The 17,714-nt window shown below is 68.4% G+C and carries 21 protein-coding genes; 14 read left to right on the top strand and 7 right to left on the bottom strand.

The window, feature by feature from the left end:
* Positions 1-196 precede the first annotated feature (196 nt).
* The 6 genes from MJO54_RS13510 (at position 197) to MJO54_RS13485 (ending at position 5,483) form a co-directional block, all read left to right on the top strand.
* The gene (locus MJO54_RS13510) at positions 197-331 is read left to right on the top strand and encodes a hypothetical protein (protein WP_259602741.1); all 135 of its coding nucleotides are present in this window, start codon (positions 197-199) and stop codon (positions 329-331) included.
* 25 nt (positions 332-356) lie between these two features.
* The gene (locus MJO54_RS13505) at positions 357-767 is read left to right on the top strand and encodes a hypothetical protein (RefSeq protein ID WP_240175029.1); all 411 of its coding nucleotides are present in this window, start codon (positions 357-359) and stop codon (positions 765-767) included.
* Positions 764-1,201, top strand: coding sequence for a hypothetical protein (locus MJO54_RS13500; RefSeq protein ID WP_240175028.1), 438 nt, complete (start codon positions 764-766; stop codon positions 1,199-1,201). The genes MJO54_RS13505 and MJO54_RS13500 overlap by 4 nt, the downstream gene beginning before the upstream one ends.
* 65 nt (positions 1,202-1,266) lie before the next feature.
* Positions 1,267-1,914 carry a hypothetical protein gene (locus MJO54_RS13495; protein ID WP_240175027.1) on the top strand — a complete coding sequence of 216 codons (648 nt, stop codon included), beginning with the start codon at positions 1,267-1,269 and terminating at the stop codon, positions 1,912-1,914.
* Between the two features lie 209 nt (positions 1,915-2,123).
* Entirely contained in the window at positions 2,124-5,030 is a 2,907-nt protein-coding gene (locus MJO54_RS13490) for an AAA family ATPase (protein WP_259602740.1), read from the top strand.
* A 39-nt stretch (positions 5,031-5,069) separates the two neighbouring features.
* Complete coding sequence (locus MJO54_RS13485) at positions 5,070-5,483, top strand: hypothetical protein (RefSeq protein WP_065152430.1); 414 nt, start codon at positions 5,070-5,072, stop codon at positions 5,481-5,483.
* 18 nt (positions 5,484-5,501) lie between these two features.
* Here MJO54_RS13485 and MJO54_RS13480 read toward each other — a convergent pair whose 3' ends face one another.
* Positions 5,502-6,383 (bottom strand): metal-dependent hydrolase, encoded by an 882-nt coding sequence (locus tag MJO54_RS13480; RefSeq protein ID WP_105295794.1) that lies wholly within the window; start codon positions 6,381-6,383, stop codon positions 5,502-5,504.
* A 27-nt stretch (positions 6,384-6,410) separates the two neighbouring features.
* Complete coding sequence (locus MJO54_RS13475) at positions 6,411-6,971, bottom strand: TetR/AcrR family transcriptional regulator (RefSeq protein WP_105295801.1); 561 nt, start codon at positions 6,969-6,971, stop codon at positions 6,411-6,413.
* A 121-nt stretch (positions 6,972-7,092) separates the two neighbouring features.
* Here MJO54_RS13475 and MJO54_RS13470 point away from each other — a divergent pair, with 121 nt between their 5' ends.
* Positions 7,093-8,595, top strand: a complete 1,503-nt coding sequence (locus tag MJO54_RS13470; RefSeq protein WP_105295793.1) for a carotenoid oxygenase family protein — start codon at positions 7,093-7,095, stop codon at positions 8,593-8,595.
* A gap of 23 nt (positions 8,596-8,618) precedes the next feature.
* Here the strand turns inward: MJO54_RS13470 and MJO54_RS13465 are convergent, their stop codons facing one another.
* Both MJO54_RS13465 and MJO54_RS13460 read right to left on the bottom strand, forming a co-directional pair.
* The gene (locus MJO54_RS13465) at positions 8,619-9,239 is read right to left on the bottom strand and encodes a hypothetical protein (RefSeq protein WP_046283644.1); all 621 of its coding nucleotides are present in this window, start codon (positions 9,237-9,239) and stop codon (positions 8,619-8,621) included.
* A 108-nt stretch (positions 9,240-9,347) separates the two neighbouring features.
* The gene (locus tag MJO54_RS13460; RefSeq protein ID WP_046283671.1) at positions 9,348-10,004 is read right to left on the bottom strand and encodes a DedA family protein; all 657 of its coding nucleotides are present in this window, start codon (positions 10,002-10,004) and stop codon (positions 9,348-9,350) included.
* Positions 10,005-10,116: 112 nt separating this feature from the next.
* Between MJO54_RS13460 and MJO54_RS13455 the strand changes: the two genes are divergently transcribed.
* Complete coding sequence (locus tag MJO54_RS13455; RefSeq protein WP_105295792.1) at positions 10,117-11,784, top strand: acyl-CoA synthetase; 1,668 nt, start codon at positions 10,117-10,119, stop codon at positions 11,782-11,784.
* A gap of 23 nt (positions 11,785-11,807) precedes the next feature.
* On the opposite strand, the gene MJO54_RS13450 is transcribed toward MJO54_RS13455, so the two are convergent.
* A complete protein-coding gene (locus MJO54_RS13450; RefSeq protein WP_046283672.1) occupies positions 11,808-12,614 on the bottom strand; it encodes an enoyl-CoA hydratase/isomerase family protein in 807 nt (268 codons plus the stop codon).
* Positions 12,615-12,846: 232 nt separating this feature from the next.
* Between MJO54_RS13450 and fdxA the strand changes: the two genes are divergently transcribed.
* From fdxA to MJO54_RS13425, 5 genes are all read left to right on the top strand, one after another.
* Complete coding sequence (gene fdxA, locus MJO54_RS13445) at positions 12,847-13,191, top strand: ferredoxin (protein WP_046283646.1); 345 nt, start codon at positions 12,847-12,849, stop codon at positions 13,189-13,191.
* Entirely contained in the window at positions 13,188-13,922 is a 735-nt protein-coding gene (locus MJO54_RS13440; RefSeq protein ID WP_046283647.1) for a helix-turn-helix transcriptional regulator, read from the top strand. The genes fdxA and MJO54_RS13440 overlap by 4 nt, the downstream gene beginning before the upstream one ends.
* A complete protein-coding gene (locus tag MJO54_RS13435) occupies positions 13,919-14,344 on the top strand; it encodes a hypothetical protein (RefSeq protein WP_065152433.1) in 426 nt (141 codons plus the stop codon). The genes MJO54_RS13440 and MJO54_RS13435 overlap by 4 nt, the downstream gene beginning before the upstream one ends.
* A gap of 29 nt (positions 14,345-14,373) precedes the next feature.
* Positions 14,374-14,712, top strand: a complete 339-nt coding sequence (locus MJO54_RS13430; protein WP_046283649.1) for a cupin domain-containing protein — start codon at positions 14,374-14,376, stop codon at positions 14,710-14,712.
* Between the two features lie 65 nt (positions 14,713-14,777).
* Positions 14,778-15,668 carry an NAD(P)H-dependent flavin oxidoreductase gene (locus MJO54_RS13425; protein ID WP_065152442.1) on the top strand — a complete coding sequence of 297 codons (891 nt, stop codon included), beginning with the start codon at positions 14,778-14,780 and terminating at the stop codon, positions 15,666-15,668.
* A 4-nt stretch (positions 15,669-15,672) separates the two neighbouring features.
* On the opposite strand, the gene MJO54_RS13420 is transcribed toward MJO54_RS13425, so the two are convergent.
* Positions 15,673-16,176 (bottom strand): DUF1990 domain-containing protein, encoded by a 504-nt coding sequence (locus MJO54_RS13420; RefSeq protein WP_065152434.1) that lies wholly within the window; start codon positions 16,174-16,176, stop codon positions 15,673-15,675.
* Between the two features lie 64 nt (positions 16,177-16,240).
* Here MJO54_RS13420 and MJO54_RS13415 point away from each other — a divergent pair, with 64 nt between their 5' ends.
* Positions 16,241-16,855 carry a PaaI family thioesterase gene (locus MJO54_RS13415; protein ID WP_046283651.1) on the top strand — a complete coding sequence of 205 codons (615 nt, stop codon included), beginning with the start codon at positions 16,241-16,243 and terminating at the stop codon, positions 16,853-16,855.
* 5 nt (positions 16,856-16,860) lie between these two features.
* Here MJO54_RS13415 and MJO54_RS13410 read toward each other — a convergent pair whose 3' ends face one another.
* Positions 16,861-17,616, bottom strand: a complete 756-nt coding sequence (locus MJO54_RS13410; RefSeq protein WP_046283652.1) for an SseB family protein — start codon at positions 17,614-17,616, stop codon at positions 16,861-16,863.
* Positions 17,617-17,714: the final 98 nt, after the last annotated feature.

The following is a 17,714-nucleotide window of genomic DNA, read 5'->3' as shown; positions in this document are numbered from 1 at the left end:
CGCGATACAGCCGGCGATACAAGCACCGCTACAGCCCTACCTACACGGTGCGATCTCGCAATTTCGAACTCCGCGGGATTCGCCTATCCGGTGCTGATCGAAATAGCGCAGGGGGTGATGCCGGAACCGTGAGCTGCTCGACCTACACCCCGAATCACGACCCGAATCAGACCCTCAATCCGCAAGGAGAAGCACGATGACTGACCCCGACCCGGACCGCGACGCCGCGCAGGCGGATCGTCCCCGCCACGCACAGACGGTGGTCCTCGACCTGGCCACGATGGTGGCCACGCCGGTCGGCGAATACGCCAACCGAAACAGCGACAAGTAACCCAACTTCCAGAAGGAGAAAGCACATGACAACCAAGACAGTTTCGAAGCCGATCCGCCTCAGCGCCGACCGCGCCGCGCGGTTCCTCGAACGGGCTGTGCGGGACGGCAATCTTCCAGTGCCACTTGCCGAGCAGTGCCAGCAGCTGGTCAATGAGATCGACGCAGGCCAAACCGGCAGCATCGGCCAGCGCGTTCAGGCGCTGGTGGACGGTGCCTGGGTCACGGCTGCGCGGGCCGCGGTGGCGTCGACGAAGAGCGCGAAGGCAGCGCTGGTCGCGCTGCACGATGTGGCGCAGTTGGAACAGTCGCTCGGTCTGGCACCGGCGGCCGAATCCGAGCCCGTCACCGAGCCCGCGCCGGAGCCAGCAGACGAGCCCGCCGCTGACACCAGCTACGGCTACGCCGCTGACGACGGATTCGGTGGTGCGGCATGAACGCCCGCGGCTGGGTCAAAGGGGCGGTGGTCGCAGCCGCGGCCGCCGTCGCCGGCGGGATCGGTTTCGGGCTCGGAACCGTCTCCGGTCCGGAGCCGGAGCGCGCCGTGTTCTCGGAGTCGACTCCGGTCGCTCTGAGGATCGCCGCCGAGTCCGGACGCCCGGTGGTGTGGAGGGCGCCGTACGAGGAGGTTGATCAGCCGATTTGCCACGCCTGGATCGGCCTGCCTGACGGCACGGCGTGGAGGATCGCGGAGATCTCCGTCGCGCTGGCGAAGGTGCCTCAGATCCTGGAGCAGGACACCGACATCACCGAAGGATCCGGGATGGGCTGGGGATGTATGCCGCGGCCCGGCACCGGCGGCAAGCTGGTGCTGCCGCCGGACCGTGACGGTGGCTCCAGCGAGAAGCTGCCGACTGGAGGAGGACGGTGAAGCGGCTACGACGTATTTTTCGGGCGCCCGGACGTGCACTTGCGAAGGCACCACGGTGGGTGCGGATGGTGTGGGTGCTGGTGGCTGCGACCGCGGTCGGCCTGACGGTCGCCTGGGCGCAGGACCACAGCTTCGAATTGGGGCGCGCGAGCGGGGTCGCTGAGGCCACGCGGCAAGACGCTGCGTACGCCGCCGAGTACGAGGCCGGCTACGCAGCGGGTGAGCGTCACGAGGAGCGCCGCCAGCGGCACGTCGTCGAGGTGGACACGTTACCCGCTGGAGTGGATCGCGAGGTCGCTGCCGAAGCGGAGGAGCGCGGGGAGGCGTTTGCCTTCCTCAGCCCGCGACCTGAGATTGGCTGCAGCGTGATGTTGCGGCTGCCCGCCGGCACCGTTGTAGGCGTGCCCGACGCCGTCACCGAAGTGGGCCTGACACTGGACACGCGGTACTGGTCCTGCGACGCGCCGTCGTCGAACGAACGGCTGCCGGGCGGCCCGCCGGCGCCGACAGTGACGGACCGGCCAATGCGGTGGGAGCGGGCGATCATCGGCGGTGATCTCTTCGCTTACCGGGTCGGTGACACGATCCGCCTCGACACCGATCGTTGCTCGGGTTTCACCATCCCGTTGCCGGTACCGGCCGGTGGCGTAGCGGTGCCGGAGACGGCACCGTCGGTGTCGCGCTCCAGCGTCTGCGGTAACAAGCCCCGGTGACCCCCACCGTCACCCCACCGCCCAACCGGCCCTGCACCTCACCCAGGTGCGGGGCCGGTTTCGTTGTGCGGGGCCGCGCCGGACGGGGTGGCTGACGGTCAGCGATCTCGAAAAGTGACACAACATGACACAGAGGTGACACATAAGCGGCGATCGACCCTGCTCGACCCACACCGTTTCCGCAGGTCGAGCGACTCCGGCGAACGTGCATGTTCTGGGGAAACGCCGTACCGATCGCCTCACACGCGGAAGGTCGCTGGTTCGATCCCAGCCGGGACCACAAGAAAGCCACCTGGAAGCAGGTGGCTTTTCTCGTTTTTGGGGCCAGCAGGACTGCCCGGCAGTGCGAGGATGAGACCGTGTCAACGACGGTGCCCCGCACGGAGGTGCGGGCTGTGTCGGATTTGCTGGCCCGCGCTCGGCCGGGGCCCGCGGCGTTGGTGATCGAGGGCGAAGCCGGCATCGGCAAGACCACGTTGATGCTGAGCGCCGCGGACATGGCTTGCGCTCAAGGATTCTTGGTGCTGTCGGCGCATGGGGCTGCGGCAGAAGTCGATTATGCCTTCGCTGCGGTCGCTGACCTGCTCAACGCGATCGACCACGCGGTACTGGGGGAACTGCCCGGCCCGCAGCGCCGTGCGCTGGACCGGGCGCGAGACCAACTGGCCCCGGCTGGGCCGGACCTCGACGAACGGGCCGTCGCCGCGGCGTTCGGTGCGGCTGTCGAGCGCCTCAGTGCGAGATCGCCGGTGTTGCTGGCAGTCGACGACGCGCAGTGGCTTGACCCGTCCAGTCGAGCGGTGCTCGGCTTTACCGCCCGGCGTCTTTCGAAAAATGTTGGGCTTCTTGTCACCGTCCGCGTCGCTCAGTCCAATCTCGCCGATTTGGCGCAGTGGCTGACCTTTCGCAATCCCGCGATCGCCACTCGGGTTCGGATGGGCCCGTTGAGCGTGGAGGGCGTGCACGACCTCATCGCCGCACGCTGGGGCCGTACGTTGCCCCGCCCGGCGCTCAACCGGGTGCATCGCATCTCGGGCGGCAATCCGATGTTCGCACTTGAGTTGGCCCGGGCCGAGCTGGATGCACCCGGCGCTGCGGCCGATCTGCCTGACAGTTTGGCCGCGTTGGTGAGCAGTCGCGTGCAAAGTCTGGGCGATGACGCGTTTGCGGTCCTGCTGGCCGCGGCCTGCTCTGCATCACCGACCACCGAGGAGCTCAGCCGGGCCACCACGCTGTCATCCCAACGTGTGGTGGAGTCGATCGAAGCCTGCGAGAAGCTCGGCGTGGCCACCCTGGATGGTCACCGCGTCCGATTCGCCCACCCGCTGTACGCCAATGGCGTGGCCGCCAGCGCTTCTGCGAAGCGCCGTCGCGCCACGCACCGAGCCTTGGCCGGCGTCGTCGCGGACCGCACCTTACGGGCGCGTCACCTGGCCTTGGCGGCGTCGACGAGCGACGCAGCCACTCTGGCTGAGCTGGACGCGGCGGCCGACGCTCTGGCGGCGCGCGGTGCGCTGGCCGCCGCTGCCGAGCTGATCGACTTGGCCCTGGACCGCGGCGGGGACAGCCCGCAGCGACGAATTCGCTCCGCGGAACTGCACTTTCGCTCGGGGTCGATAGCGCCGGCGCGTGTGCATCTGCAGTGCGTACTCGCCGATCAGCCACCCGGGGCATTGCGTGCCCTGGCATTGGCGCACCTGGGCGCGGTGAAGGCCTATGACGACGACTTGCCTGGCGCCATCGAAGCGCTGTCGGCGGCTGCCGATGAGGCTGCTGACGTCCCGACGCTCAGGCTGGTGTGCTTGTTGCGGCTGTCACTCGCCCTGGCGATCGCTGACCGGATGAGCGCGACGATCGAGCATGCTCAGCGCGCGGCGGCGCTGGCCGAGGAACTCGACGCGCCCGGTCTGCGCAGTCAGGCCTTGGCTATTTGGGTGACAGCGTCGTTCATTTGGGGCGGCGGCGTCGACCGTGGTGCGCTGCAGCTGGCCGTGCAACTCGAGGACCCTCGCGGCGGTGCCACCACGTTTCTGCGTGCTCGAGCCGTGCAAGCGGTGATCTCGGCGTACATCGGCGACCTTGAGACCGCTGACACCCAGATTCACGCGGTTCGCCACGACATGACCGTCGACGGCAGCGAAGTCGATCTGGTCTGGGTGGACAATCGTATTGCGGCGGTAGCGATCTGGGCGGGCCGATACGAGCAGGCGGGCCGGGCCGCGCACACGGCTGTGCAGCGTGCCGAACAACTCGGCGGGCGGCTTTCCTGCGCCACGGCATGGACCAAGCGAGCCTCCGTTGCGGCATTTCACGGGCGCGCCACCGACGCACGCGCCGACGCCCGTGCCGCGATAGCGGCGGCCCGTGCGGTGGGCGCGCGGCGGCAGGTCAAGGAGCCGTCCAGAGTGCTTGCCTTCCTGGAGGTATCGCTCGGTGACTACGCTGCCGCGCTGGCCGTGCTGCGGCCACTGCTGGACGAATTCGATCCCCCACACGAGCTGGAGATCGAGGGTGGGGAGCATCTTCCTGATGCCATCGAAGCGCTCAGTGCGCTCGATCAGCTCGAGGAGGCCGAAGCACTCGTCGATGCGCTCGAGACGCACGGCGCTGACCGTGACCGACCCTGGATGATGGCGGTCGGAGCCCGTGGGCGCGCCACGGTGCTAGCCGCTCGTGGCGACCTCGCCGCCGCACTTCGTGCCTTGGAGCGCGCGATGGCGCACCACCAGCGGCTCCCAATGCCTTTCGAGCAAGCGCGTACGCAACTCCTGTTGGGCCAGCTGCAACGTCGCCGGCGTCAACGGGGGAGCGCGACCACGAGCCTGGCCGCCGCGCTGAGCACTTTCGAGGCGCTCGGTACGCCACTGTGGGCGGAGCGGGCACGGCGGGAGTTGACTCGGCTGAGTGGCACCCGCGGCGATGGCCGGCGACTGACTCCCGCCGAAAGGCGCACCGCCGTTCTCGCGGCTCGCGGCATGTCCAATCGCGAGATCGCCGTCGAACTGTTTCTGGCCGAAAAGACCATCGAGAGCACGCTGTCGAGTGTGTACCGCAAGCTCGGCATCCGCACCCGGGTCAGACTGGCCGCGGCGCTTGATGCCAACGATGTGACGTGATCGCCACATCGAGCTCGGGTCCCGACGTAGGCTGCCACGATGGCCATGCCGACTGGGGTTCTGAGGTCTTTGCGTATCGCCGCCACGGTGCTCGGCTTGTGCGCCGTGGTCGCCACCGGCTCGCCGGTGACCGCTCAGGCGGCGTTTTCGGCCGTTCAGCAGGTCAGACGGGCCCCGGCCGGATCTCCGGTCGGCACGGCGACCATGAAGGTCCTCGGGTCTGCCGACGGGCCGGTCAGCATCAGCTATCGGATCAACGGCGGCCCGCAGCAGACCGAGTCGAACGTGACGCTGCCGTGGGAGAAGAACTACCCGGTCTACGACGAGGTCGAGACTTCGGTGACCGCCGACGCCGGGGATGCGACGCTCAGCTGCACGATCACCATGGACGGCATGCTGGCGGCGTTCAAAACCGAAGCGCGCCCCACGTGTAGCTTCGCCTACTACGGATGACCTCTGGCGCAACGGCGTTCAGCGCAGATGGTCGTTGAGGGCGCCGTCGGTGCCGAACAAACGCGAGCGCCAATGGTCAAGCAAGGCAACGGTATCCACATCGTCAGGGTGGAAACCCGGGCGTAGGTACACCGCCGCGTCGCGCAGAAATCCGCGGAAGAATGGCCCGCGGTACAGCGCGGCGATTCCCCGCAACGCCCGCCACGGTTGCCGTCGTGCCGCAGGGTCACGGGCCAGCGAGACGACCAACCCGAGGGCGATGAGCGGAACCGTGGCGGCGATCACCACCGCCATCGCCATGATCCGGACCGCCTCGGAGCCGCCGACGGCGCGATAGAGGTCAAAGGCCACCGACTTGTGCTCAAGTTCTTCCACCGCATGCCAGTTCAGCAGATTCCACACCTCGGGCGTCCCCGGTATGGCCTGAATCTCGTCGGTGGAGAGGATGCGCTCGGCCAGGACTGCGGTGTAGTGCTCCAGTGCCGCGGTCTGGGCTAGGTGCACCATGGCCGGGGTGCGTTCCTCGGCGCGGATTCGCCAGCGGTGCACGGTATCCGAGTCCTGCCAGCGGATCGGATAGCCCTTGTCTGCGAGCACGGCGTTGAGCCGGCGGTGCTCCTGGCCATGGGTGGACTCTTGGCCGATGAACCCCGCCACCTGCTTTCTCAGCACCGGGTCGGTGACGCGATCGGCAACGCGGCGCACCGAGCGAATGAAGGATTCCTCGCCCGCCGGAAAACCACCGGACAATCCGGCCAGGAAGTGGCTGAGCACCATATCGTCGTCGGCGAAGTACTTGCCGTAGCCATCGTTGTTGTCGAAGCCGTCGCCGAAACGGAAACGGATCCGCCGAGTCTTCGGATAACTCGCGGCCGAGCGCGGTGGCCGTTGGCGTGTCATGAGCCAGAGCGTAGCCAGTTTCGCGGGTCAGCCCGCGTGCCTGATCGCCCGCAGGACCGCCTCGGCCACCTGGCGGTCGGTCAGCGAACTCTGCTCGACGAGCGCGTGCGAGAGCACCGTGCGAACCACGATCTCTGCGGCCTCGGTGGCCGGCAGCCACAGTTTGGCCTCGGATGGCGCGATGATCGGCGCCACGGTGGCCGCCACCACCTGGACCAGATTCATCCGTTGCTGCGAGATGGTGAGCACGGCTTGTAGCAACCAGTGCGGTTCGTGTTCGCGGACATAGCGAAACGCGGCGTGCTGACGCAGGTACGTCAGCGCGGCCAGTACGACGGCTGGAACATTCGTGGCCAGATCGGCCGTGGGGTCAACGCCGGACATGGTCTCGGCCACCATCTGCTGAACTTCGCGGGCGGCAACCGCTGAGAGCAGCTTGTCCTTGTCGCCGAACTCCCGATAGGCCGTCGCCCGCGACACCCCGGCGCGTGCGGCTACCTGGCTGATGGTCAGGGAATCGACGCCGCTCTCAGCGATCAGCTGCAGCGTGGTCTGGACCAGGATCTGTGACGAGCGTGTCGCGGCCACCCGGTATTTGTACCGCAGGCCCGCCCCGGCGCGGTGCATTGACCGGCATCCAAACTGAGACTAATCTGCAAAACAGTCTCAGTCCGGGTTTTTGATGAGCGCCGCTGTGTGAGGAGTTCCCGTGACCTTCAGTCCGCCGCCGAACGTCGCCACCACCGCGCATCCTGGCCTGGACAGCTACCTGGAGTCGTTGCGGCCCGGCGAACGGCACTGCGCGACTGCACGCCTTGCCGGCCTTGCCGACGCCGACTACCGCAGTCTGGGAGTGAGCGAACCGCAGCCGGTCGAACACGACTACGGCGTCGCGCAGATCGAGGGATCACTGCCCGCCGACTTGACCGGGACGCTCTACCGCAACGGCCCCGGCCGGTGGGAGGACCACACCGGGCGACCGCTGCACCACCTCTTCGACGGCGACGGCATGGTCTCGGCCTTCACCATCCGCGACGGCCACGTGCACTACCGCAACCGCTACGTCCGCACACGCCACTACCTCGGCAAAACCGGAACACGACACCTAGGCACTGCCGCGGCCGGCGGTTGGCGGACCAACATCGGACGAATTCCGCCAAACCTGGCCAACACCAACATTGTTGAGCATGCCGGGCACCTGTACGCACTGTGGGAGGGCGGCCCGCCGCACGAGATCGACCCCGTCACCCTGGAAACGCGGGGGGTTCGCCGATTCGGCGGGCGCCTCCGTTGGATGGGTTCCTACTCGGCGCACCCGAGCTTCTGCCCCCGCAGCGGGGAGATGTTCAACTTCGGAGTCGAATTCATCCCGCGGCCACACCTGCGCATCTACCGCACCGATGCGCGTGGCCGTTTGGCGCACTTCCGCTCCGCGGGGCTGCCCTACGTCGCCATGGTGCACGACTTCGCGCTCACCGAGCGTTACCTGGTGTTCCTCGTGTCACCGATCATTCCGGACGCGGTGCCGATCGCCCTGGGGCTCAAGCCGCTTGGCGATGCCATGCACTATCGGCCCGACCGTGGCAGTGCGTTCATCCTGGTCCCGCGCGACGGCGGTGAGATCCGCCGGGTGGAGTGCGACGCCGTGCTCCAGTTCCATCTGAGCAACGCCTATGACGACGGCAGCGATGTGGTCGTCGATGCCATCACTTACGCCGACGGGCGGCTGCTGGAGCGCATCGCACGGTTTCACACCAGCACCCTGGAGGATGCGCGGTCGGAGTTCTCCCGATTCCGCATCACCGCATCGGGCCGTGTCACCCGTGAGCCGTTGAGCGACACACCGTGCGAGTTTCCTCGCCACCACGGTAGCTACGAGGGGCGGCCGCACCGATACGCCTACGTCAGTAGCCGCAGGCACCTGGGATCGTTCTACGACTCGATCACCAAGCTCGACCTGATCGACCACACCGAGACCAGCTACACCGCCCAGGGACCCGGGAACAGCTTCTGCGAGCCGGTCTTCGCGCCGCGGCCCCACGCCGCCGGCGAGGACGACGGTTGGCTGCTCACCGTGGAATACCAGGCCGCGCAGCACACGTCACGACTAGTGATCTTTGATGCGCGTGATCTGCACCGCGGCCCGGTTGCCGCTGCCCAGCTGACCCACCACATTCCGCAGGGGTTTCACGGCAACTTCAGCCCCGGCTAGACCGGGGGAGCGCTCCGGCGGCTTCAGGCCATCTCGGGCACGTTCAGATGGGCGATCGCCAAATCGAACTCTGCGACTTCGAGCACTTCTGCACCGGCGTCGTTGACGGCCCGGGCCCAGATCGCCTGCTCGCCGCCGCGGCTGGCCACCAGTGCCGCTCGGTCGTCGAAGCTGACCGACGACACCGCGCGTCCCGAATGCCGATCCACCAGCAAAGTGGTGCTGCAGAAACCGTGGAGATCTTCCAGCTCAGGCATCAGCGCCAGCTTGTAGGTGTCGATCATCCGCTCGCAGCCCGCCGGGTCGGTCCGCAGCCAGGTGACGCGTACACCGGCGTGCCGCCGAGACCGGTGATCACGGCGAACCGCAGCGATCTCCCAGCGGCTCACCTCGGCGGTGGCGTGGAAGATCTCGGTGGCGCGATCGCGCAAGTGTTCGGCACTCGCCTCACTCGCGCGCATGGTGTCCTCATCCAGCCAGGACGAGGTGATGATGCACCGGCCGGCGTCGCGGTCGACCAGCATCGACATTCCTGCGCAGCCATCGGTGTCGGCCAGGGCTGGCATCACCACGCCGCGGACGTGGGTGATCCCCTCATCGAGAAAGGACGGATGGGCGTGTATCGAGGTAGCGCGCGCGAACATGTCGGCCTCCGGTTGGACGGGGCGACGCCGCGGCGGCGCCGCCGGTCCCTTCCACCATGCTCCGGCTGCCGTGCGGGGACAACCCTTATTCGCCCCCCAATTCGCTGGCTATTCAGTGACGGGGTCCCGCTGGGCTCGATGTTGGGCGTCTAGTTCCGCTATCTTGGCGCCGACGCGGCCCTTCAGCGCGAGGGCGGCGATCAGACCGCCGAGCAGCGCGATCAGCAGCGCCACCCAGGAGAACCGGGACAGCCAGTGTTCGGCCGCGACGCCGGCGTAATACACCAGGGCAGTGGTCCCACCGGCCCAGAAAATCGCGCCCGTCACGTTCGCGATCAGAAAGTGCGGGTAATGCATCTTCAAGGCCCCAGCCAGCGGGCCGGCCAGGATGCGCAGCAGCGCCACGAATCGACCGAAGAACACCGCGCTGGCGCCCCAACGGCCGAAGGACCGTTCGGCGAAGGCGACGTGGCCGGGACCGAAGTGATTCGGAAATCGACGGCCCAGGCGGTCGAAGAGCGGCATACCGAATCGGCGGCCGATCGAATAGCCGATCGAGTCGCCGATCACCGCGCCGATCACTGCCGCCACCGCAACGCCGATCGGGTCGACCGCCAACTCGTGCCGCGATGACAACAGCGCCGCGCCGACCAGCATGAGCTCGCCCGGCAACGGGACGCCCAGGCTCTCTATCCCGATCACCGCGCCGACGAGCAGATAGACCAGGACGGGCGGGATCGAATACAGCAGGACATCCACCGACATGCGGCCAAGCATGCCTGACGTTGCTCAGGAAAGCCCGTCATGACCGTCGGCGGCTGGTCATGCGTCACCTAGTAGCGTTGCCCAGGCGTTGCGATCGAATCGAGGAGCGGCAGTGGAATTCAACCTCGCCCAAGTGTTCTCGGCAGTGGCGGCGGCCATCGGCGACCGGGACTGCATCGTCTTCGGCGACCGGCGATTCAGCTATCAGCAGATTGAGGACCGGTCCCAGCGGCTGGCGCGGGCACTGCACGAGCGCGGCCTGGGTGCGCGCCGCGAGCGGTCCGAGCTGGCTCCCGATGAGTCCGGCCAGAGCCACCTCGCGCTGTACCTGGCCAATGGCAACGAATATCTGGAAGGCATGCTCGGCGCCTACAACGCCCGGGTCGCGCCGTTCAACGTCAACTACCGCTACGTCGCCGACGAACTGGTCTACCTGCTGACCAACGCCTCCGCCGAGGCGATCATGTACCACGCCCGGTATGCGCCCACGCTGGCCGAAGCGCTGCAGCAGGCCGGTGACCGGCTGCCCGAGATGCCGCTGATCCATGTCGACGACGACTCCGGCAATGCGCCGCTGCCCGGTGCGGTCCGCTACGAGGAGCTGCTGGGCGCCACCTCGGCCGAACCGTTGGGCCTGGCGCTGTCCCCGGACGACCTGTACCTGCTCTACACCGGCGGCACCACCGGCATGCCCAAGGGCGTGTTGTGGCGCCAGCACGACATCTTCATCAACGCGATGGGCGGCCGTGAGTTCGGCACCGGCGCCGTGCCCACCACGTTGGAGGAGATCGTCGAACGCGCCCGAACGGCGGCGGCCGCCGGCTCGATGACGGTGGCGCCGTTGATGCACGGCGCAGCCCAGTGGGCCGCCTTCATCACGTTGCTGGGCGGGCGGCCGTTCGTGATGTCGGCGACCACCGACCGCTTCGACCCGGTCGGGACCTGGGAGCTGGCGGCCAAAGAGCGGGTCATATCGCTTTCGATCGTCGGCGATGCCTTCGCACGCCCGCTGGCCGACGCACTGGAGGCCGGCGGCGCCACGCTGGCAGCTGCGCTGTCGGGACTGTTCGTGCTGGCCAGCGGCGGCGCGCCGCTCACCGTTCCGATCAAGCAACGGATCTTGGATTCGCTCCCGCAGCTGTCGATCCTCGATGCCGGCGGTTCCTCGGAGACCGGTGCGCAGATGGGACAGACCACCAGTCGAGCTCAGGCCTCCACCGGCCGCTTCACCCCGAACCCGGGCGCGGTCGTGGTCAGTGCGGACATGACCCGCATCCTGCAGCCCGGCGACGACGAAATCGGCTGGCTGGCACAGCAGGGATATGTGCCGCTGGGCTACCTCGGCGACCCGGAGAAATCCGCGCGGACCTTCCCGGTCATTGAGGGCATCCGGCATTCGGTCCCCGGTGACCGGGCTCGTTGGGACATCGACGGCGGCATCGAGCTGCTGGGCCGCGACTCGGTGACGATCAATTCCGGCGGCGAGAAGATCTTCGCCGAGGAGGTCGAAGCCGCGATCGCTCATCATCCCGCCGTCTACGACGTTGTGGTGGTGGGCCGGCCCAGCGAGCGCTGGGGCAACGAGGTTGTCGCGGTGGTCCAGTTGGCGCAGGGCGCCGACGCCGGTGCCCAGGACATCGTCGCCGAGGCCGCCAACTACATCGCGCGCTACAAGCTGCCCAAGGACGTGGTGTTCTGCGCCCAGGTGCAGCGCTCGCCGTCTGGCAAGGCCGACTATCGCTGGGCCAAAGAACAGGCGCTCGCCGCACAACGGGTTTGAGCGGGGTCTGAGCGGCGGCTCGCTCAGCCGAACTGCGGCTTGCGCTTCTCCCGGATCGCGGCCAGGCCCTCGTGCACGTCGGGACCGGAGAACCCGAGAAACTCCAGCCCCAACGCGGTCTCGAAGGCCGGCGCGAATTGCCGATACCAATAGTTGAGGCTGTGCTTGGTGAAGCGGATCGCGTCTTGGGCGCCGTGCGCCAGGTCGTCGGCGATGCGCGTCGCGGTGGCCAGCACCTCGTCGTCATCGACGCACTTGGAGACCAGACCGATCCGCTCGGCTTCCTCGCCGTGCAGCGTCTCGCAGGTCAGCAGGTAGTACTTGGCCTTGGCCATGCCCACCAGCAGCGGCCAACAGATCGCCGCGTGGTCCCCGGCGGCAACCCCGAGCTTGGTGTGGCCGTCGATCAACCGAGCGGTGCGCCCGGCCACCGAGATGTCCGAGAGCAGCGCCACCACCAGGCCTGCGCCGACGGCAGGCCCATTGATCGCCGAGATCACCGGCTTGGAGAAGTTGACCATGTTCAGCACCAGATCGCGGGCCTCGCGCAGCACCTGCATCCGTCCGGCGTGATCACCGACGATCTTCTCGATCAGCTCAAAGCTGCCGCCTGCGGAGAAGGCCTTGCCCGCACCGCGCACCAGCACCGCGCGCACGTCGTCGTCGCGGTCGATCACCGGCCACACGTCGGCGAGATCGCGGTGCATCTGCGGGCCCACCGAGTTCAGTCCCGGCGCGTCGAGCACCAGCTCCAGCACGCCATTGTCGCCGGGCTCGAACCGAAGACTCGGGAAGTCGGCGGAGGCACGGTAACGGGCGGCGTCAGTCATCATTCGTTTCTACTCGACCGCCCCGCGCCGCGGCACTGCGGCCTCGCGCTGTCGTGCTCGGGGAACCGCCACGTCGCCAGCTGTCGATTTGCGTGAATCATCAACGAGCGCAATGGTTCTACCGCCGGCGGGGCGACCGCTGCCGGGGAGCGCTGCGGTGCCGGATTCGGCCCCCCAGATTTAGGTTTGCCTTTCTAGTTTCTACAAAATCCCTTGTGTAAACTCTCTGCCCATGGCATATGTGATCGGGAAGCCGTGCGTTGACGTGATGGACCGGGCCTGCGTGGAGGAGTGCCCGGTTGACTGCATCTACGAAGGCGGACGAGCCCTTTACATCCACCCGGATGAGTGTGTGGACTGCGGAGCCTGCGAGCCGGTGTGCCCGGTCGAGGCCATCTACTACGAAGATGACCTCCCGGAGGAGCTCCAACCGCACCAGGCCGACAATGCGGCGTTCTTCGCCGAGGCCCTGCCCGGACGCGATGAGGCACTCGGCTCACCCGGCGGCGCCGCCAAGATCGGCCCCCTCGGCATCGACACTCCGCTGGTGGCCAGCTTTCCTCCCCAGGGGGAGTGACCGACATCGCCAAGCCGCCTGTACCACCTGGAGGACGTCGCCTCGACGTTCTGCGGCTGGTACAGGCCGCCGACGAGCCGCTGAGCATCGCCCAGATCGCCGATGAGCTGGGGGTGCACCCCAACACGGTGCGTTTTCACCTGGACACCCTGGTTGAAGAAGGCCGCGTCGAGCACACCGAACCCGATCACAAGGGACGCGGACGACCGGCGCTGATGTTTCGGGCCATCCGGCAGATGGACCGGGGCGGAACCCGCCGGTTCCGATTGCTCGCCGAGATCCTCACCATCGGGCTGGCCGCCGACGCCGACCCCAGCGGCAAGGCATTGGCCGCCGGCCGGGCGTGGGGGCATCGGCTGCGGCCGCTGCACCAACCGTCCGGGCCCGTCGACGCCGAGGAATCCACCGGCCATCTGCTCGAGATGCTCGATGAGCTGGGTTTCGAACCCGAACGCCTGCAACCCGATGCCACCGGAGACGAGCAACTGGGGCTGCGGCACTGCCCGTTCCTGGAGCTCGCCGAAACCTCCACCCAAGTGGTCTGTCCCATCCACCTGGGACTGATGCAGGGAGCCCTGGAGGCATGGGACGCGCCGATGACCGTCGACCGACTTGATCCGTTCGCCAAGCCGGATCTGTGCGTGGCGCACTTGAAGTCGGCCACCCTGAACGGATCCCCGATCGACCCCTCGCCCCCCGCCGCGGTGCGTGTGGAAGGGACCACCGGGTGAGTGCCGGCGCCTCGGTTGCGATCGCTGCGACATTCGTCTGGCTGGGGATGGTGACCGCGATTTCGTTCATGGAGGCGCCGCTGAAGTTTCGGGCGCCCAACGCGACCATCCCGATCTGCCTCGGCATCGGCCGGTTGGTCTTTCGGGCCCTCAACTCCGCCGAGTTCCTGCTGGCCGCGGTTATCGCCGTCACCTTCGCGATCGAGCGGCCGACGGTCGGCATCGCTGTCACCTATGCGATCGCCTTGGCGATGCTGGCGGCTCAGGTGCTCGCGGTGCGTCCGGCCCTGGGCCGACGCGCCGACCAGGTGCTGTCCGGGCTGGAAGCGCCCCGCTCGCGGGCGCACTACGCCTATGTCGCGCTGGAGCTGGTCAAGGTCGCCGCGCTGGTGCCGCTGGGCATCCTGCTGTTGTCTCGCTGAACCGTCCCACCGAGTGTGAAGGAGTATCGATGGAATCGACCTCGCTTAATGTGCTGGCCGACGAGAAGCTCGCCGAGGCCACCCAGCATCACAGCGGTCGGGCGGCCCACACCGTCTACGGCGGTTCGGTGCATCACCTGCGCCAAACCCTGGTCGCACTGCAGGCCGGCCAGTCGCTGGCCGAGCACGACAGCCCGGGGGAATCGACCCTGCAGGTGCTGCGCGGCCGGGTGCGGCTGACGGCCGGCGACGACAGCTGGGAGGGGTCGGCAGGCGACCTGGTCACGCTGCCGCGCACCCGCCACGCGCTGGAGTCGCTGGAAGACTCCGTGGTGCTGCTGACCGTCGCCAAGAGCGCCTCGCACTGAGCGTGCCGCTGAGCACACCCTGGTCGCAGGGGGCCGGTCTGCGGTTGCCCATCCTCAATGCCCCGATGGGCGGGGTGGCCGGTGGCCGGTTGGCCGCCGCCGTCAGCGCGGCCGGCGGGCTGGGCATGATCGGGATGGGCAGCACCGCCACGGCGGCGTCGCTGGCCACCGAGTTGGCCGCGCTCGGAGCCGCACCGCGGTTCGGGATCGGTTTGGTGGACTGGGTGATCCGCGATCAGCCGGACCTGCTGGATGCCGCACTGGCTGCCCGCCCGACGCTGCTCTCGGTCAGCTTCGGAGCCGATCTGTCCTGGGTGCAGCGCGCCCACGCGGCCGGGGTCCTGGCTGCCACACAGGTCTATGACGCCGACAGTGCCCGACGTGCCCAGGACGCTGGGCTGGACCTGCTGGTGGCGCGCGGAGCCGAGGGCGGCGGCCACGGGGAGATCCGGCTGGCCACCCTGCCGCTGCTCGACGCGGTCCTGGACACCGTCGAGGTTCCGGTGCTGGCCGCGGGCGGGATCGCCGGGCCGCGCAGCCTGGCTGCCGTATTGGCTGCCGGTGCGGCGGGGGCGTGGCTGGGCACGGTCTTCTCGGCGTGCCCGGAGGCCCTGACCGGCGAGGCTGCCCGTCGCACCCTGATCGCGGCAGCCGGCACCGACACGATCACCACCCGTGTCTTCGACGTGGGGCAGCGGCTGGACTGGCCGGCGCGGTTCCCGTCACGCGTGCTGCGCAACGAGTTCACCGGCCGCTGGATCGGCCGCGAGGATGACCTGGCCGGCGACCGCGAGGCGGGCGCGGAACTGGCCGCCGCGATTGCCGCCGACGATCAGCGCATCGCCCCGGTCGATGCGGGTCAGGGCGTGGGCATGCTCACCGACAGCCGCCCAGTGGCCGTGGTCCTCGACGAGTTGTGCACGGGGGCGCAGCGGCTGCTGGCGCGCTGGAGCTGATCTTTCACACCGCCCGCAGATAGCGTTTGGCGATCGTGCGCTGCGCCAACCGCCCGATCGGACCGGCTGCCTTGATCCACCAGGTGGCGGGCCGGGAGAACGCCCGCACCTGCGCGTACACCGTCTCATCGGTCGGGTCGTAGCGCACCGCGAACAGTTCCTCACCGGATTCCGGATGCCCGGCCAGCGTGCCGTAGGCGAAGCCGCGCCGGTCGGGCTCGTTCACCACGTAGACCACCCGGCACGGCGCGCTCAGCACGCCCAGCCGTACTCGCGCCACCGCGTCCACCGTGGCGACGTCGCTGTCGGCGTGCACCCGCACACCCAGCCCAGCGCCGCGCAGCATGCCCCAGCGCAGCACGGCGGCGCCGGCCTCCTCGAAACGCCGGCGCCCCGTACCGATCGGCGCGGTCAGGTCGAGGTGGTGATACCCGGCGGGCAGCGTTGCGGCGGTAGCGCCCACTTCGGGGTAGGTGAGCGGCAACCCACGCAGCGTGCTCAAGTCCACGGCCCCACCATGCCATCGCGGGAGCGCTGCCGGCACCCCAATTGCCGGAACGTTAAATAGGGGGGTGAGTGCCCCACACGCCGGCGGCGGCTTCAACCCGCCCGAACCCACCGACAAGGGCGGGCCGGACTATGGCCGGTTCCTGGAGAACGTGCGCGCCCTGCAGGACCACGCCCGCGCCGCCGACGCCCCCGCCGAGGTGATCAGCCGCGCCGCCGACACTCTGGAGGAGGTGTGCGCGCTACTGGCCCCGTTCGACACCGACGAATGGTCCTCACCATCCGGGCGACGGCTGGACCTGCCGATGCGCGGCAACCTGCTGGCAGTGCCGATGAAGCTCAAGAAGGACGACGACGGGCGGTTGCGCGGCTGGGCGCGGTTCCGGCGATTCCACCTGGGACGCAACGGCGCGGCGCACGGCGGGGCCATCGGGCTGCTGTTCGACTCGGTGCTGGGAACTGCGTCCTGGCTGCTGACCGGAGGGCCCTATCAACGCACGGCCTACCTGCACCTCAACTACCGCCAGATCGTCCCGATCGACAAAGAACTGCAGGTTGAGGCGTGGATCAGCCGGACGGAGGGTCGCAAGATCTTCGTCGAGACCAGACTGTGCGACGGCGACACCGTACTGACCGACGGCGAGGCGTTGTTCGTGGTGCTCAAACCCGGCCAACCATGAGGCGTTCAGTCGAATAGTTCGGTCGCCGCGAAAGAGACCGAGGGGCCGCAGGGATCGATGATCAGCCCCCGGAAGCCCCGCTGACGAATCATCTCCAACACCTCCGCGGTGTTCATCGACGCGGCCGCGTCGGATGGGGTGAATGCCAGCACCTCGGGCGCGCTGGTGAAACCCAGGAGAGTCGCCGAGCCATCGGCGTGTCGGATCACCCGCATCACCGGCCCGTCCGGGCCCGACTCGTCGGCGCCGACCAGCAGCGGTCCGTCGGCGCGGAGCAGCTCTAGCACCTCGCCGCGCTGAGTTCGGCCCGCGGCCAGGGCGGCGAGCGCCACCTTGAGCGGCTCATTTCGCGGATTGCGCAGGGCGAAATCGATCTCGGCCGCCGAGAGGGCACACGTCGGACCGGCCGGATCCAGGTACAGCCAGGAGTCGCCGTGCCGCTGGGCCTGCTCGAGCGCGCCGATGGCCGGCGTGACCAGCGATTGGACGTTGGTGCCGGGCGGATGGAGGCGGTTGATCTCCGACTGCCTGGTGAACGCGAACAGCGCCGGGCGATGGTCAGGTCCGGTTCCACCGCGGATCTGCAGAGTCGAGCCCTGCCGGAACGGCTGGTCGCCGGGGAACGCGTCGGACCCGGTGATGTCGAAAAGCAGTTCCCCCCACATGCAGGCGCGCAGCACGTCGAGCGAACGACGTTGCCCGGGTGCGGCAGCGAACTCGGCGACCGCTTGCCGTACGACGGCATTGTCGACGAGTTGCATAACCGTCGACGCTAGTCCCGCAGATGAGATCCTGGCGGGTCGTAACGGCCAGGACCGCTGGCCGCAGACCGCCCCGATAGCATGGTCGCGACCCGTTC

This window comes from Mycolicibacter virginiensis, assembly GCF_022374935.2.
Taxonomy (GTDB): Bacteria; Actinomycetota; Actinomycetes; order Mycobacteriales; family Mycobacteriaceae; genus Mycobacterium; species Mycobacterium virginiense.
Note: the sequence above shows the minus strand (reverse complement) of the source record. Positions and strands in the feature narration are given on the sequence as shown.

Bases quoted from the DNA above. Each gene is read 5' to 3' on its own strand.
- MJO54_RS13510 (WP_259602741.1), top strand. From the start codon at position 197: ATGACTGACCCCGACCCGGACCGCGACGCCGCGCAGGCGGATCGTCCC.
- MJO54_RS13505 (WP_240175029.1), top strand. From the start codon at position 357: ATGACAACCAAGACAGTTTCGAAGCCGATCCGCCTCAGCGCCGACCGC.
- MJO54_RS13500 (WP_240175028.1), top strand. From the start codon at position 764: ATGAACGCCCGCGGCTGGGTCAAAGGGGCGGTGGTCGCAGCCGCGGCC.
- MJO54_RS13495 (WP_240175027.1), top strand. From the start codon at position 1,267: ATGGTGTGGGTGCTGGTGGCTGCGACCGCGGTCGGCCTGACGGTCGCC.
- MJO54_RS13490 (WP_259602740.1), top strand. From the start codon at position 2,124: ATGTTCTGGGGAAACGCCGTACCGATCGCCTCACACGCGGAAGGTCGC.
- MJO54_RS13485 (WP_065152430.1), top strand. From the start codon at position 5,070: ATGGCCATGCCGACTGGGGTTCTGAGGTCTTTGCGTATCGCCGCCACG.
- MJO54_RS13480 (WP_105295794.1), bottom strand. From the start codon at position 6,383: ATGACACGCCAACGGCCACCGCGCTCGGCCGCGAGTTATCCGAAGACT.
- MJO54_RS13465 (WP_046283644.1), bottom strand. From the start codon at position 9,239: ATGTTCGCGCGCGCTACCTCGATACACGCCCATCCGTCCTTTCTCGAT.
- MJO54_RS13460 (WP_046283671.1), bottom strand. From the start codon at position 10,004: ATGTCGGTGGATGTCCTGCTGTATTCGATCCCGCCCGTCCTGGTCTAT.
- MJO54_RS13450 (WP_046283672.1), bottom strand. From the start codon at position 12,614: ATGACTGACGCCGCCCGTTACCGTGCCTCCGCCGACTTCCCGAGTCTT.
- fdxA (WP_046283646.1), top strand. From the start codon at position 12,847: ATGGCATATGTGATCGGGAAGCCGTGCGTTGACGTGATGGACCGGGCC.
- MJO54_RS13430 (WP_046283649.1), top strand. From the start codon at position 14,374: ATGGAATCGACCTCGCTTAATGTGCTGGCCGACGAGAAGCTCGCCGAG.
- MJO54_RS13425 (WP_065152442.1), top strand. From the start codon at position 14,778: ATGGGCGGGGTGGCCGGTGGCCGGTTGGCCGCCGCCGTCAGCGCGGCC.
- MJO54_RS13410 (WP_046283652.1), bottom strand. From the start codon at position 17,616: ATGCAACTCGTCGACAATGCCGTCGTACGGCAAGCGGTCGCCGAGTTC.